Source organism: Cellulomonas dongxiuzhuiae (assembly GCF_018623035.1).
Classification (GTDB): domain Bacteria; phylum Actinomycetota; class Actinomycetes; order Actinomycetales; family Cellulomonadaceae; genus Cellulomonas; species Cellulomonas dongxiuzhuiae.
In genome coordinates this window covers 1529155-1542925 of record NZ_CP076023.1, presented here as the reverse complement: position 1 = coordinate 1542925, position 13771 = coordinate 1529155, and the positions used below count along the sequence as shown (strand labels likewise).

Genomic DNA, 13771 nt, shown 5'->3' with positions numbered 1-13771 from the left:
CTCCGATGCCGCACCCCAGCGCCGGCCCGACCCGCTCCCTCCGCCGCGACGCGGCCCCCGCCGACGTCGGCGGCGCCGGGTCGCGTGCACCGCTGCGCCCGCCCCTGACGCTGCTGGTGGGCACAGGGCTGGCCGCCCTGGTGGTGACGCTGCTGGTCGCGGTGACCATCGGGCCGGCCGACCTGGCGGTCGGCGAGGTCGTGCGGTCGGTGCTCGCGCACGTCGGCCTGCGGGAGGCCGACGTGCCGCGCCTGCACGACGCGATCGTGTGGGACCTGCGGCTGCCGCGGGTCCTGACGGCCGCTGCCGTGGGGGCCGGGCTCGCCGTCGCGGGCGCCGTCATGCAGTCCCTGACGCGCAACCCGCTGGCCGACCCGTACCTGCTGGGGCTGTCGTCGGGCGCGTCCCTGGGTGCGGTGGCCGTGCTCGTGCTGGGCGTGGGGCTGCTGCTGCCGGTCGCCGCGTTCGCGGGCGCCCTGCTCGCGCTCGTCGCGACGCTCGCGCTCGCCCGCACGGGCGGCACGCTCACGCCGACCCGCGCCGTCCTCGCCGGCCTGGCGGTGTCCCAGCTCGCGGCGGCGGCGACGTCCTTCGTCATCTTCTGGACCGCGACCGGGGACTCGTACCGCGAGATCCTGTCGTGGCTCATGGGGTCGCTCGCTGGCGCGACGTGGTCGTCCGTGACGATCGCGGCGGGCGCGCTGGTCGTGGTGGGGACGGTCGTCCTGCTCGCGGCCGGGCGGCTGGACGCGTTCGCGTTCGGGGACACCGCCGCAGCGGCGTTGGGCGTCGACGTCGAGCGGACGCGCTGGGCGATGATGACGCTCGTGGCGCTGCTCACGGGCGCGATGGTCGCCGTCTCGGGCGCCATCGGGTTCGTCGGGCTGGTCCTGCCGCACGCGGTCTCGGTCGTGACGGGGCCCGCCCACCGACGGCTGCTGCCCGTGGCCGGGCTGGCAGGGGCCGTGCTGCTGGTGTGGGCGGACACCCTGGCACGGACGGTCTTCGACCCGCGGGAGCTACCGGTCGGTATCGTGACCGCGCTGATCGGCGTGCCGGTGTTCGCGGTGCTGCTGCGCCGAGGACGGGGTGGCACGTGGAGCTGAGCATCGCGGGCGTCGGCACGCGCCTCGGGGGCCGATGGGTCGTCGACGGCGTCGACGCGACTCCTCCGGCGGGGGCCCTGACGGGCCTGCTGGGGCCCAACGGCGCGGGCAAGACGACGTTGCTGCGACTGGTCGCGGGACTGCTCGAGCCGCAGGCCGGCGCCGTGCTCGTGAGCGACCCCGGCGCGGCCGACCCCGTCGCCGCCGTGCCCGTGCACGCGATGCCCCGACGCCTCCGCGCGCGCCACGTCGCGCTGCTCGAGCAGTCGTCGGACGCGGCCGTGCCCCTGAGCGTGCGCGAGGTGGTCGCGCTCGGGCGCATCCCGTACCGCACGCTGTGGGGCACGGACACCGACCCGGGTGCCGTGGAGCGCGCGCTGGTGGCCGCGTCCGCGACGCACCTGGCGGACCGCGCGTGGTCGACCCTGTCCGGCGGTGAGCGGCAGCGCGTGCACATCGCGCGCGCGCTCGCCCAGGAGCCGTCGCTGCTCCTGCTCGACGAGCCGACGAACCACCTCGACGTGGCCGCGCAGCTCTCGATGCTCGCCTTCGTGCGGGACCTGCGGGTCACGAGCGTCGCGGCCCTGCACGACCTCAACCTCGCGGCGGCGTTCTGCGAGCACGTCCTCGTGCTGTCGGCCGGCCGGCTCGCGGCCGCCGGACCGCCGGCCGAGGTGCTGACACCCACCCTGCTGCGTCAGGTGTACGGCGTGGATGCCGACGTGCTGACGCACCCCCGCACCGGTCGGCCGGTGATCGCCCTCACCGGCCGGTCCCCCGACGCGGGCGAGCGAGCCGGGTGAACTGCACCGTGCGGTGCACCACACCTGGTCCGCGCAGGTGACCACGGGGCATACCTTCCGGCGGGGGGGCTTCCGGCTCCGACCTGTACCCGGGCAGCGAAGGAGCGCCACATGAGGACGACCACGGTCGCACGAACTCACCCAGGCCGACGGACGGCAGGCGCCGTCACGGTCGCCGCGGCGGTGGCCCTCGCGGTCGCCCTGGCCTCGAGCGCGCAGGCGGCGCCGATCCCGGTGCCGCTGGCCACGGCGGACGCCTTCGCGATCCTCGCGGGCACCGGTATCACGAACACCGGCTCGACGACCGTCGAGGGCGACATCGGCACGTTCCCGACGCCGGCCATCACAGGCGCGGACTCGATCGAGCAGACCGGCGCGACCCACGCGGCCGACGAGGTCGCCGACCAGGCCAAGACGGATCTCGTCACCGCCTACGACCACGCCGCGGGTCAGAAGCCGGTCCTCGCGGTGCCGGTCGAGCTCGGTGGCCTGAAGCTGACGTCGGGCGTCTACTCCTCGGACGACGAGCTCGACATCACCGGCACCCTGACCCTCGACGGCGGCGGCGACCCGGGCGCGGTCTTCGTCTTCCAGACCCCGTCCACGCTGATCACGGCGACCGACAGCGCGGTCGCGCTCGTCAACGGCGCCCAGGCCTGCAACGTGTACTGGCAGGTCGGCAGCTCGGCCACGCTGGGCGAGCGGACGCGGCTCGCCGGGACCGTCATGGCCCTGGAGACGATCAGCCTGAACACAGGGGCGACGGTCGACGGTCGCGTCCTGGCGCGCGACGGCGCCGTGACGCTGAACTCGAACACGATCATCCGCCCGGCGTGCGCGACGCCCACGCCGAGCGCCTCGCCCACCGTGGGCCCGGGCACGACCGCCGGACCGGTCCCGGGTGACGGCGCGAGCGCCGCCCCGGGCACGGGGGTCGGCGCGGGCACGGGGGCCGGCACGGGTGCCGGCAGCGGCCCGCAGGTCCCGCGCGTCCCGGTCGGCGGGGTGCAGACGGGCGACGGCAGCAGCATGGGGTCGCTGGGCGGCGCGCCCGTGGCCCTCGCCCTCGCCGGCGGCGTCGCCCTGGTCGCGGGCGTCCTGCGGCTGCGCGCGCGTCGTCCGTCCCCGGCGGCGTGACACCGCCGGCCGGAGCATGAGGTGGTGGTCGGGTGCCGCGACGAGCACGATCGTGCTCGTCGCGGCCCTGGCCGCCTGCAGCACCGCGCCAGCCGTCGCACCGGCCCCCACGCCGTCGGTCGCCGCCGTACGACCCACGACCTCCGCGGAGGCGTCGCACGTCGCGTCGGATCGTCCGACGGTGATGGCGGCCTCCGTCCCCGTCCGGGTGGAGATCCCCGCGATCGGCGTCGACTCCGAGCTGATGCGGCTGGGCCTTCAGGACGACGGCACCATGGAGGTGCCGCCCGCAGGGTTCCCCGCGGGCTGGTACGACGGCGCGCCGACCCCGGGTGAGCTCGGCCCGGCGGTCATCGCCGGTCACGTCGACTGGACCACCGGACCCGGCGTCTTCTACGACCTCGCGCAGCTGGCCGTCGGCGACGAGATCCGGGTGGGCCGCGCCGACGGGACGACGCCCGTGTTCGCCGTCACGGCGGTGCAGGAGCATCCGAAGGACGAGTTCCCCACGGCGGCCGTGTACGGCGACATCGACCACGCGGGGCTGCGCCTGATCACCTGCGGTGGCGACTGGGACCGGTCGGTGCGCCACTACACGGCGAACGTCGTGGTCTTCGCGGAGCTCGTGCACCCGGGCTGACCGCTCCGTCCCCGGTGGGCGGCTGCGCGTGACCGGTCCGGCCCCGGTGCCGACGGCGAAGCGGCCGGGCGCCGCCCGCGCTCAGCCGCGCAGACCGGCGGCGAGCTGGGCGTCGGCGTCCTCCAGGGTCGCGGCCGCGGCGCGCAGGTACTCGCCCAGCGACGTCAGCGCACCGACCGTGTCGGTCGCACCCTGGGTGAACTGGCGGTACGACTCGCCGAACGCGACGGACGCCTGGTCGGTGACGAAGCCGGACGACACGAGCGACTCGATGAACGCGCGCAGCTCGGCCAGGCGGTTGGTGATCTCGTCCTGCCCGGCGGTCAGCCGCGTCGCCGCGTCCCGCATCTCCTGGTAGCTGACGTCGATGTTCGCCATGTGGCACTCCCCTGCTCGTGGCGGCGAGGTCCGTCCCCGCCGTGGTGCCGCGCACCGGCGCCGACGCTAGCGAGTTCCGTCCCGTCTCGTCCCGGTCTGTCCACAGGCTCCGGGACGGGTCCGCGGTCAGTCCGGCACCGGCAGCTGCACGCGCCGCAGCCGGCCCTGCTCGACGAGCACGCCGCGTCCGGGCGGGAACTCGGCACGCCCCATGCGTGGGAAGGCCGTGCGGAACAGCGCGTCACCGTCCATGTGGTCCGGCTGCAGCACGAGACCGCGCCGTCCGTTGCGGACCTCGGCGACGAGCGGCCACGACGACCCCCACGTGCTGGTCTCCGACTCCGCGAGGACGAAGTGGTCGTTGCGCCGGGCGGTGCGCACGGCCTCGGTGAGCGCCTGCTCGGCAGGGCCTCCCAGCAGGTCGGCGATGGCCTCGACGACGAGGACGACGGGTGCGCCGTCGACCGGCGCCGCGGCGAGCCGGGGCAGCAGGTCACGGGCGAGGGACGCGATCTCCTCGGGGGTGCCGGCGGTGCCCGACCAGGCGACCCGCTCGCGCACCGGTGAGCGGCGCGCCCCGACGTAGTACAGCGACGCGTCGGGCAGCGCACGGCGCAGCGCGTCCCCGAGGGCGACGAGCGCCGTCGTCCGCCCCGACCCCGGCATCCCGGCCAGCAGGAACGTGCCGCGCGGGGCGAACCCGCAGGGTGCGAGCGTGTCGTCGGCGATCCCGAGCACCGGCAGGCCGTCGACGGTGTCCGGCAGGCTCGACGCGGGGACGACGGTCGGCAGCCGCCGCACGGGCGGCGTCGTGGCGACTCCCGCCGCGCGCAGCCGTTGCGCGACCGCGGTGATCGCGACCGCCTGCTCGGCGGGAGCCGTCCGACCGCCGGGCACCGCGACCTGCATCTCGTCGCTCTCGCCGGCGAAGACACCGCGCCCGGGCGGCGACGCCGGTCCCAGCACGTCCTTCGGCACGTCGAGGACGCCGTACGCGCTCTCGTCGGCCTGCCGCAGCACGAGCCGGCGCGCGACGCTCCCGGCGAGCGACGTGGGCAGCGCACCGGGCCGCTCGGCGGACATGGCGACGTGCACGCCCAGCGGACGCCCCTCGGCGACGAGCCGCTGCAGCCCGGACCACGCGCCGGTGCGCCCGGCGTCGGCCTCGTGCGCCTCACGGAACGCGGCCAGCCCGTCGATGAGCAGCAGCAGGCGCGGCTCGTCCTGCCGTCCGGTGAGCGCGCGGTAGTCGGTCAGGGATCCGGCGCGCACGGTCGCGTACCGCGTCGCGCGGTCGTCGAGCGCGGTCCGCAGGCTCCGCAGGAGCCGCTGCAGGCGCTCGGTGTCGGCGCCGTCGACGATCGACCCGACGACGGGCAGCTCGTCGAGCATGGCCAGTCCGCCCGAGCCGAGGTCGAGGCCGTACACCTGCACGGGGCCACCGGCCCCGAGGGTGCCGAGCGCCGCGCTGACGGCCAGCGTCCGCAGCGTCGCGGACTTGCCCGAGCCGCTGGTGCCGAGCACCACGAGGGACCCCTCGGCGTCGGGGTCCCACACCCAGGGGTGCTGCTCCTGACGCGCCGGCCGGTCGACGACCCCCAGGACCAGGCCCGCGCGCGCGGGGTCGACGACGTCCTCGAGCGCGTGCACGGCCGTGAGCTCGGGCAGCCAGGGGCGCCGCGGCGGGGGGATCGCCTCGACGCGGGCCGCCGCACGCACCGTGCGCACGACGCGCGCGAGGTCGGTCGGTCCGTCCTCGGCGGGCGGCGCGGCCCCGACCGGTGGCGGCAGGTCCCACGGCTCCCCCGGCCCGAACTCCAGGCTCTCGAGCGCGACGGTGGCGCCCGGCGGCGTCGCGCTCGACCGCCCGCCCGCGTAGCCGGTCTGGAAGAGCGCGAGCCGGCCCGGCCCGGTGCGCACGGCCCCGCGTCCCGGCACGGCGGGGTCGAAGCCGGCGGCCAGCGGGGTGCCGAGGACGTCGGCGGAGTCGGCCTCGTCGGCCATCCGCAGCGCGATGCGCAGGTTGGTGTTGGCGCGCAGGTTGTCCTTGATGACGCCGGCAGGGCGCTGGGTCGCCAGGACGAGGTGCAGGCCGAGGGACCGACCCCGCTGGGCGACGTCGACCACACCGTCGACGAACTGCGGCACGTCGGCTGCGAGCGCCGCGAACTCGTCGACGACGATGACCAGCGACGGCGGTGTCTGCGGGTCCCCGGACCGTTCGAGGGTGAGCAGGTCCTTGACCCCCTTGCGCTGCAGGAGGTGCTCGCGTCGGCGCAGCTCGGCGCGCAGCGACACCAGCGCCCGGCGCACGAGGTGCGGCGACAGGTCGGTGACGAGGCCCACGGCGTGCGGGAGCTCGACGCAGTCGGAGAACGCCGCACCGCCCTTGTAGTCGACGAACAGGAACGTCACCCGGTCCGGGCTGTGCGCGGTCGCCAGCCCCAGCACCCAGGACTGCAGGAACTCGCTCTTGCCGGACCCCGTGGTGCCGCCGACCAGCGCGTGCGGTCCCTGCGTCCGCAGGTCGAGGACGAACTGGCCGGCCGCCCCCTGCCCGACGACCGCTCGCAGGCCGGCGTCGCCGCGTCGCCGCACGGGCGTCCCGGTGCGGGCGACGACCGACCCGGTCTCGTGCCAGCGCTCGACGACGGCCTCGGGGTCGTCGGCCACCTCCGGCCCGAGCAGGCTCAGCTGTCCGACCCCGCGCGGCAGGTCCGACTCGTCGACCACGGGCGTGCCGTCGTCCACGACGGCCGCGAGCCGGCGCGCGAGGTCGGTCGCCGCCGGCACGTCGAGCCGCTCGCAGACGACGTCGTCCCAGGCGCCGTCACGTGTCCGGCCCACCCGCGCCCCGCCGTCGTCGAGCGCGACGAACGCGTGGCACGCGGCGGGCAGTGCGTCGACCTGCGCGGCGCACCACAGCACGTGCACGCCGACGTCCGGGCCGTCCTCCGCGAGCCGGACGAGCCGCCCGCGCTCGGCCTGGGCGTCGTCCTCGACCACGAGGAGCACCGCGGGCTCGGCGGACTCGCCGCGCCGCCCCAGCGCCTGGCGCGCGGCGACCAGCTCCTCCAGCGCCGTGACGACCGCCGTCGAGGTCACGGGGTCGGCCGCGAGGTGCGGGCCCGCCAGCGGGCTGTGCGGCGAGGCGACGTGCGGCAGCCACTTGAGCCAGTCCCAGCGGTCGCGGCTCGACGACGACGCGACGCCGGTGACGACGAGCTCGGAGGGCGCGTGCAGGCAGACGAGCTGCGCGACGAGCGCGCGGGCCACGCCGTCGACGTGCGTCCGCGCACCGGCGACGCCCACGGTGCCGGCGTCGCGCAGCCCCACGCCCACGGGGACGCCGTCGACGTCGGCGAACCGCGTCACCAGGGCCTCGACGAGCGCCCAGTGCTCGGCGCCCGCCCGGCCACGCGGGGGCAGCCGGACCGTGGTGCGGGAGGCGGACCTCCCGACGCCGACCCGGAGCACGAGGAACGCGGGCTCGCCGGGCCGCCGGGACCACAGCACGGGACCGAGGTCGCGGGCAGCGCGCACCGCCTGCGCGGTCGAGGCCAGCTCACCCAGCCGCACCCGCCTCTCCTCCTGCGAGGCCGCCTCGAGGTCCTGCTCGAGCGCGTCGAGCGAGGCCCGGAACGTCGCCGTCTCCTCCTTCAGACGACGCCGCTCGGTGAACCTCTTGTCGACCCACCCCGCGACGAGCAGCAGCGGGCTCAGCGCGAGGAGGACCAGCGTCGTCGGACGCGGCATCACCGCGTACAGCACCGCACCGAGGACGACGGGCGCCGCGAGCGCGACCAGCGGGAAGCGGCCCGGCCGCGCGGGCTCCGGCGGCGCGGGCGCCTCGACGGTCCGCTCCGGGTGCACGGGCACGACGCGCGGCGAGCGGTTGAACGCCACGACGGCGGCGCCGTCACCGGAGCCGTCCGCCGGCCGCACGCGCGTCAGCGTGAGGATGGTCTCGCCGAGCACCACGTAGTCGCGCGGCCCCACGACGGCCCGGTCGACGCGGCCCCACCCGATGACCACACCGTTCGACGACCCGGCGTCCACCACCTCGACGGTGTCGCCGACGACGACGCGGGCGTGCGTCGTCGAGACCATCGGGTCGCTGAGCCGCACGTCGCTGCCCGGTCCGCGCCCGATGGTCGTCGTGCCGCGCGGCAGGTGCACCTCGAGGCCCGCCTGCGGTCCGCTGACCACCGTCAGGCGCGCGTGCGCGTCGTGAGGGGAGACGCCCGTGCCGGACGGCCCCTCGACCGCGGGCGTCAGAGCCACCGTCGAACCCGCCCGCAACCCCGCCTCGGCCAGGCCCGCGCGACGCTGCAGCGTGCGCGGCGCCCCGCCGTCGGGCGGCGCGAGCGCGAGCGTCACGGGGCCGGGGACGGCACGGCCCGCGGCGGCCTCGGCCCGCACGAGCGTGTCGGCGACGTCACCGACGGTCGCACCCGCGTCGGCGGTCACCACGACGTCCACCTCGACGACGCGGTCCGGCACCGGGCGGCGGTACGTCAGTCGGGTCCGCACGTCGCTCCCTGCTCGTGGGTCGGTGCTCGTCGGTCGGTGCTCGTCGGTGCTCGCCCGACCACGCACGTCGGGGCGTCGGAGCGCGCCGAGAGTAGCGAGGACGACGGGTGAGATGTCCGGTTCGTCCACAGGCTGTCGCGGGGAACCTTGCGTGGCCGTGCGGACGCCCCGACGATGACGGCATGACGCGCTCGACCTCCGACATCGCGGCCTGGGACCGGTCCGCCCGGACCTACGCCGCGCGCGTGGGCGGGCCCGATGACTCCTTCCGGCGCAGGTTCGAGCCGTTCCTCGACCGGTGGCTGCCCGCGGGTGCTCCGCACGTCCTGGACCTCGGCTGCGGCCACGGCTGGCTCGGCGGGGCGCTCGCGGAGCGCGGCGCACGGGTCGTCGGCGTGGACGGCAGCGCGGAGCTCGTCGCCCGCGCGCGCACCGACCACCCGAGCCTGCGGTTCGAGGTCGGCGACCTGACCGCCGGTCTCCCGCGGGGCCTGACCGGCCCGTTCGACGTCGTCCTCAGCCACATGGTCCTCATGGACCTCCCGGTGCTCGACCGCCTGCTGGCCGACGTCGCGGCGCGCCTGTCCGACGACGGCGTGCTCGTCGCGTCCGTCCTGCACCCGGCGTTCTTCCGCCAGCAGCCGGTGTACGACGACGAGCGGCACCGGCGCGTCACGGGGTACCTGGAGCACGAGGAGTGGTGGATCGACGACTTCGGCGGGCACCGCCACTACCACCGTCCGCTCGCCTGGTACGTCCAGCGCCTGCGCGATGCTGGGCTGGCGCTCGTCGACATGGACGAGCCCCCGGCACTCCCCCACCATCGCGCACCCAAGCACGAGTGGACCGACGACGAGCGCTGGTTCGCCACGATCCCCACGATGCTGTCGTTCGCGGCGCGCCGGCGCTGACGGCCACGACGTCGCCGAGCCCCGTGCGGGCAGCCGCTGCGCCAGAATGGCGGCATGACCGACACGCTGTGGATGACGGGCGACGACGCCGCGGACCGCCTGCTCGACTCCGACCCGTTCGCGCTGCTCGTCGGCATGCTCCTCGACCAGCAGGTGCCGATGGAGACGGCCTTCGCCGGACCGGCGAAGATCGCGGACCGCATGTCCGGCTGGGACGTGCACCGCATCGCCGACGCGGACCCCGAGGAGTTCGCCGCGCTGTGCGCCACACCGCCCGCGGTGCACCGCTACCCCGGGTCGATGGCGGGGCGCATCCAGGCGGTCGCGCGCGCGGTCGTCGACGAGTACGACGGTGACGTCACCCGGATCTGGACCGCGGACGACCCCGACGGGCGGACGGTCCTGCGCCGCCTGAAGGCCCTGCCCGGGTTCGGCGACCAGAAGGCGCGCATCTTCCTCGCGCTGCTCGGCAAGCAGCGCGGCGTGCAGCCCGCGGGCTGGCGCGAGGCCGCCGGCTCCTACGGTGACGACGAGTTCCGGTCGATCGCGGACGTCCGCGACGCCGCGTCGCTGGGGAAGGTGCGCGAGACGAAGCGGGCCGCCAAGGCCGCCGCCAAGGCCGCCCGCTGAGAACCGCGCCCGCCGGCGTGCGCCCGCTCCCCCGGACGACCGAGCGCAGAACCATCCGCGAGACCGACGCGACACCACCGGCACCACCACGACGATGGGCGGCATGACGACGACGCGCCCCTCCTCGTTGCCGCTCGCCGCACCGGTCCCGCTACCGGTGCCCGCGCACGCGCCGGTCGTGCCCGTCCCGGTCGAGCGCCGAGCGGTCGCGCCCGACGTCGCGCGGGGCCTCGCGCTGCTCGGCATCGCGATCGCCAACGCGGTCGTGCACCTCTCGGGCGGTGCGGTCGGCCTGGGCATGCGGCCGGTCGGCTCGTCCGGGCTCGACCGCGCCGTCGACGGCGTGGTCTCCCTGCTGGTCGACCGCCGCACCATGCCGATGTTCGCGCTGCTGTACGGGTATGGGGTCGGCGTCGTCGTGCGTCGACGGGCGGCGGCGTGGGTGCCGTGGCCGGCGTGCCGGGCGGACCTGCTGCGGCGTGCGGCCGTGCTCGTCGCGTTCGGTGCCGTGCACCTCGTCCTGCTGTTCGAGGGCGACATCCTGGGCGCCTACGGCCTGGCGGGCCTGGCGGCGGTGCTGGTCGTGCGGGCGTCCGACCGGGCGCTGCTGGTGGTGGCCGCCGTGGGCCTGCCCGTCGCCGCGCTCCTCGGTGGTGCCATGCAGGGGGCCGTCGTGCTCAAGGACGTGCTCGGCATGGGCGCGCTCGAGGTCCCGGCCGAGGCGTCGCCGCTGCCGGCGATGGCGATGCGCGCCCTGAGCGGCGTGGTGGCAGCGCCGCTCGGTGCCGTCATCGCGTTCCCGCTCGTGCTGCTGGGGCTGTGGGCGGCCCGCCGCGAGTTCCTCGAGCGCCCCGCCGACCACGTGCGCCTGCTGCGCCGCACGGCCGTCGTCGCCTGACCGTCAGCGTCCTCGGTGCCGTGCCGTTCGCGACGGCCGTCGCGCGGCTGCGGGACCCGTCGGCGCTCGACGCGTTCGGGTCGGCGATGCTGCACGAGCTCACGGGAGTCGCGGGCGGTGTCGCGTTCGCCGCGCTGGTGGGCTGGGTCGTGGCCGTGCGCGGCACGACGCTCGCGACCCTGGGGCCGGCGGGACGCGCGCTGCGCGCCGTGGGGACGCGCTCGCTGACCTGCTACCTGCTGCAGTCGGTGCTGTTCGTGCTGCCGCTGGCGCCGTGGGCCGGCGGGCTCGGCGAGCACCTGGGCTCGGCGCAGGTGGTGGCGTGGGCGGTCGGCGTGTGGCTGGTCACGGTCGCGGTCGCGGTGACCCTGGAGGCGGCGGGCCGACGGGGTCCGGCGGAGGCGCTGTACCGCCGGCTCGTGTACCCGCGTCCTGCGGTCCGCTGAGCGGCGTCGAGCGCTTCCAGCAACCACCCGGGCCCGGCGACGGGGGCCCCGTCGAGCCGCGCGCGCAGCCCGCGGTCCGCGGTGACGACGAGCACGTCGGGCGCGGCGGCCCGCGCCCGGGCGACGACCTCCGCGTCACCGTCCCGCGGCGCGAGGTGCACCACCAGACCGGGTGCACCGGGATCCACGGCGCCGCGCGCCTGCCCCTCCAGCACGACCTCGATCCGGTCCAGCCGGACGTCGTGCCCGTCGGGGGACGTGAGCGTGGCGCCGGCCAGCGTCGTCAGCCGCTCCAGCAGGCGCGTGGCGGCGCCGGCGCGGTCGCGCCACCAGCCGTCCGGGCGCGAGCCGACGACGTTCGCGGCGTCGACGACGAGCACGACGTCCGCCGGCGCCGACGGGTCGACGGGACCGCCCTCGTCCACGACTACCGCTCGGGACGCGCCAGCGCGTCCTTCCACCCCTGCGCGTACGCCTCTGCGGAGCCCTGGTGGAACATGTCGTCCGGTCCCGTGCGCACCAGCACCCGGGCCCCGGGTCCGTCGTCGTCCGTCACCACGTGCCCGACGCCGCGCACCACCGCGACGGGCCGCCCCGACGCCTTGCCCTTGACCAGCTCGGCGGCGCTCGCGATCTCGTCCGCGACCGCCGCGACCGTCATCGTCAGCGGGCGGCCGAACGTGTCGAGCTGTCCGCGCAGGTCGTCGAGCACCTGGACGCCCGCCGCACCGATCGCGAGATCCGTGACGCCCTGCCGCCACGGCCGGCCGGCGGTGTCGGTCACCAGCACGCCGATCCGCACGCCGAACTCGGCGGTCAGCCCGGCCCGCAGCGCCCGCGCGGAGGCGTCGGGGTCCAGGGGCAGCAGCAGCACGGTGCCCTCGGGGGTGTTCGACGCGTCCACGCCCGCGGCGGCCATGACCAGCCCGAGGTGGTTCTCGACGATCCGGGTGACCCCGCCGGCGTGCTCACGCGTGGCGACGACCCGCACGGTCTCGTCGGTGATGGCCCGCTCCCGGTCGTCGGCCGAGATGACGCGACCCTCGGCCTTCGACACGACCTTGCTGGTCACGACGATGACGTCACCGTCCTGCAGCGCGTGGTCGGGCACGGCCTGCGCGTCCGCGCGCAGCCCGGCGACGAGCAGCGCGACGAGGTCGTCACCGGGGACGACCTCGGGGATGCCGTCGGGCGCCCACACCCGCAGCTCCCCCACGGTCACCGCGCGAGCTTCGGCAGCACGTCGCGACCGAAGACCTCGATCCACTCGCGCTGGTTGCGGCCGACGTTGTGCAGGTAGATGCGGTCGAACCCGAGGTCGACGTACTTCTGGATCTCGGCGCGGTGCACGTCGGGGTCGGACGAGATGACCATGCGCCCGTCGAAGTCCTCGGGCCGCACGAGCTTGGCCATCTGCTCGAAGTCGAACGGCGAGCGGATGTCGGCCTTGGGGAACTTCATGCCGCCGTTGGGCCACTCGCGCATCGCGTTCGCGAGCGCCACCTCGTCGGTCGGCGCCCAGGACATGTGCAGCTGCAGCACCTTCGGCATGGTGTCCGGGTCCTTGCCCGCCTCACGGGCACCCTCGGCGAACTTGCCGAACAGCCCGGTGATCTTCTCCAGCGGAGCACCGACGGTGATGATCCCGTCCGCGTGACGGCCGGTGCGCTTGGCGGTGACAGGGCCGGCGGTGGCGACGAGGATCTCCGGCGCGACCTCCGGCATGGTCCACAGGCGTGTCGACTCGAGCTTGTAGAACGGCCCGGCGTGCTTGACGTCCTTGCCGGCCAGCGACGCCGAGAAGAGCTTCTTGATGATGTCGATGGCCTCGAACATGCGGTTGATGCGCTCGGGCGCCTCGGGCCAGTAGTTCGCGACGACGTGCTCGTTGAGCGCCTCGCCCGAGCCCAGGCCCAGCCAGTGGCGTCCCGGGTACATCGCGGCGAGCGTCGCCGACGCCTGGGCGACCATCGCCGGGTGCCAGCGGAACGTCGGCGCGGTGACACCCGGGCCGAGGTCACCGGTCGTGTTCTCGCCGATGGCCGTCAGCACGTTCCAGACGAACGACGACTGCCCCTGGGCGGGCACCCACGGCTGGAAGTGGTCCGCCGCCATGACGCCCGAGAACCCGTGCTGCTCGGCGTAGGCCGACAGCTCCACGGCCTCGCGGGGGTGGAACTGCTCCAGCATGGCCGCGTACCCGACCGTCAGACCTGCCACGTGATGCGCCTCCCCGGCTGTCGTCCCTGCTCGGTCGAGCCTAGCCCGACGCGGGCTCGCCGGCGGTGC

The 13771-nt window shown here is 76.0% G+C and carries 12 protein-coding genes; 8 read left to right on the top strand and 4 right to left on the bottom strand.

The window, feature by feature from the left end:
* The first annotated feature begins 5 nt into the window (after positions 1 to 5).
* The 4 genes from KKR89_RS06960 to KKR89_RS06945 all read left to right on the top strand — a co-directional run bounded on the left by KKR89_RS06960 (position 6) and on the right by KKR89_RS06945 (position 3686).
* Positions 6 to 1106 carry a putative F420-0 ABC transporter permease subunit gene (locus KKR89_RS06960; protein ID WP_208197583.1) on the top strand — a complete coding sequence of 367 codons (1101 nt, stop codon included), beginning with the start codon at positions 6 to 8 and terminating at the stop codon, positions 1104 to 1106.
* A complete protein-coding gene (locus KKR89_RS06955) occupies positions 1097 to 1909 on the top strand; it encodes a putative F420-0 ABC transporter ATP-binding protein (protein ID WP_208197582.1) in 813 nt (270 codons plus the stop codon). The genes KKR89_RS06960 and KKR89_RS06955 overlap by 10 nt, the downstream gene beginning before the upstream one ends.
* A gap of 183 nt (positions 1910 to 2092) precedes the next feature.
* On the top strand, positions 2093 to 3046 hold the full coding sequence (locus KKR89_RS18225) for an ice-binding family protein (protein ID WP_214765744.1): 954 nt from the start codon (positions 2093 to 2095) through the stop codon (positions 3044 to 3046).
* Positions 3047 to 3230: 184 nt separating this feature from the next.
* Complete coding sequence (locus KKR89_RS06945) at positions 3231 to 3686, top strand: class F sortase (protein WP_243883345.1); 456 nt, start codon at positions 3231 to 3233, stop codon at positions 3684 to 3686.
* An 81-nt stretch (positions 3687 to 3767) separates the two neighbouring features.
* Here the strand turns inward: KKR89_RS06945 and KKR89_RS06940 are convergent, their stop codons facing one another.
* Complete coding sequence (locus KKR89_RS06940; protein ID WP_208197579.1) at positions 3768 to 4064, bottom strand: WXG100 family type VII secretion target; 297 nt, start codon at positions 4062 to 4064, stop codon at positions 3768 to 3770.
* A 126-nt stretch (positions 4065 to 4190) separates the two neighbouring features.
* A complete protein-coding gene (locus tag KKR89_RS06935; protein ID WP_251141052.1) occupies positions 4191 to 8597 on the bottom strand; it encodes an FtsK/SpoIIIE domain-containing protein in 4407 nt (1468 codons plus the stop codon).
* A gap of 182 nt (positions 8598 to 8779) precedes the next feature.
* On the opposite strand from KKR89_RS06935, the gene KKR89_RS06930 reads away from it, so the two are divergent.
* The 4 genes from KKR89_RS06930 to KKR89_RS18215 all read left to right on the top strand — a co-directional run bounded on the left by KKR89_RS06930 (position 8780) and on the right by KKR89_RS18215 (position 11482).
* Entirely contained in the window at positions 8780 to 9508 is a 729-nt protein-coding gene (locus KKR89_RS06930) for a class I SAM-dependent methyltransferase (RefSeq protein WP_208197578.1), read from the top strand.
* A 54-nt stretch (positions 9509 to 9562) separates the two neighbouring features.
* Positions 9563 to 10138 (top strand): HhH-GPD-type base excision DNA repair protein, encoded by a 576-nt coding sequence (locus KKR89_RS06925; RefSeq protein WP_208197577.1) that lies wholly within the window; start codon positions 9563 to 9565, stop codon positions 10136 to 10138.
* Positions 10139 to 10241: 103 nt separating this feature from the next.
* Entirely contained in the window at positions 10242 to 11036 is a 795-nt protein-coding gene (locus KKR89_RS18220) for a DUF418 domain-containing protein (protein ID WP_243883236.1), read from the top strand.
* A gap of 20 nt (positions 11037 to 11056) precedes the next feature.
* Positions 11057 to 11482 (top strand): DUF418 domain-containing protein, encoded by a 426-nt coding sequence (locus KKR89_RS18215; RefSeq protein WP_251141051.1) that lies wholly within the window; start codon positions 11057 to 11059, stop codon positions 11480 to 11482.
* A gap of 427 nt (positions 11483 to 11909) precedes the next feature.
* Here KKR89_RS18215 and KKR89_RS06915 read toward each other — a convergent pair whose 3' ends face one another.
* Together KKR89_RS06915 and KKR89_RS06910 are read right to left on the bottom strand one after the other, a co-directional pair.
* Positions 11910 to 12704 carry a coenzyme F420-0:L-glutamate ligase gene (locus KKR89_RS06915; protein WP_208197576.1) on the bottom strand — a complete coding sequence of 265 codons (795 nt, stop codon included), beginning with the start codon at positions 12702 to 12704 and terminating at the stop codon, positions 11910 to 11912.
* Positions 12701 to 13672, bottom strand: a complete 972-nt coding sequence (locus KKR89_RS06910) for a TIGR03557 family F420-dependent LLM class oxidoreductase (protein WP_208197804.1) — start codon at positions 13670 to 13672, stop codon at positions 12701 to 12703. Before KKR89_RS06910 ends, KKR89_RS06915 begins: the two co-directional genes overlap by 4 nt.
* Between the last annotated feature and the right edge of the window lie 99 nt (positions 13673 to 13771).

Bases quoted from the DNA above. Each gene is read 5' to 3' on its own strand.
- KKR89_RS06960 (WP_208197583.1), top strand. From the start codon at position 6: ATGCCGCACCCCAGCGCCGGCCCGACCCGCTCCCTCCGCCGCGACGCG.
- KKR89_RS06945 (WP_243883345.1), top strand. From the start codon at position 3,231: ATGGCGGCCTCCGTCCCCGTCCGGGTGGAGATCCCCGCGATCGGCGTC.
- KKR89_RS06940 (WP_208197579.1), bottom strand. From the start codon at position 4,064: ATGGCGAACATCGACGTCAGCTACCAGGAGATGCGGGACGCGGCGACG.
- KKR89_RS06930 (WP_208197578.1), top strand. From the start codon at position 8,780: ATGACGCGCTCGACCTCCGACATCGCGGCCTGGGACCGGTCCGCCCGG.
- KKR89_RS06925 (WP_208197577.1), top strand. From the start codon at position 9,563: ATGACCGACACGCTGTGGATGACGGGCGACGACGCCGCGGACCGCCTG.
- KKR89_RS18220 (WP_243883236.1), top strand. From the start codon at position 10,242: ATGACGACGACGCGCCCCTCCTCGTTGCCGCTCGCCGCACCGGTCCCG.
- KKR89_RS06910 (WP_208197804.1), bottom strand. From the start codon at position 13,672: ATGCTGGAGCAGTTCCACCCCCGCGAGGCCGTGGAGCTGTCGGCCTAC.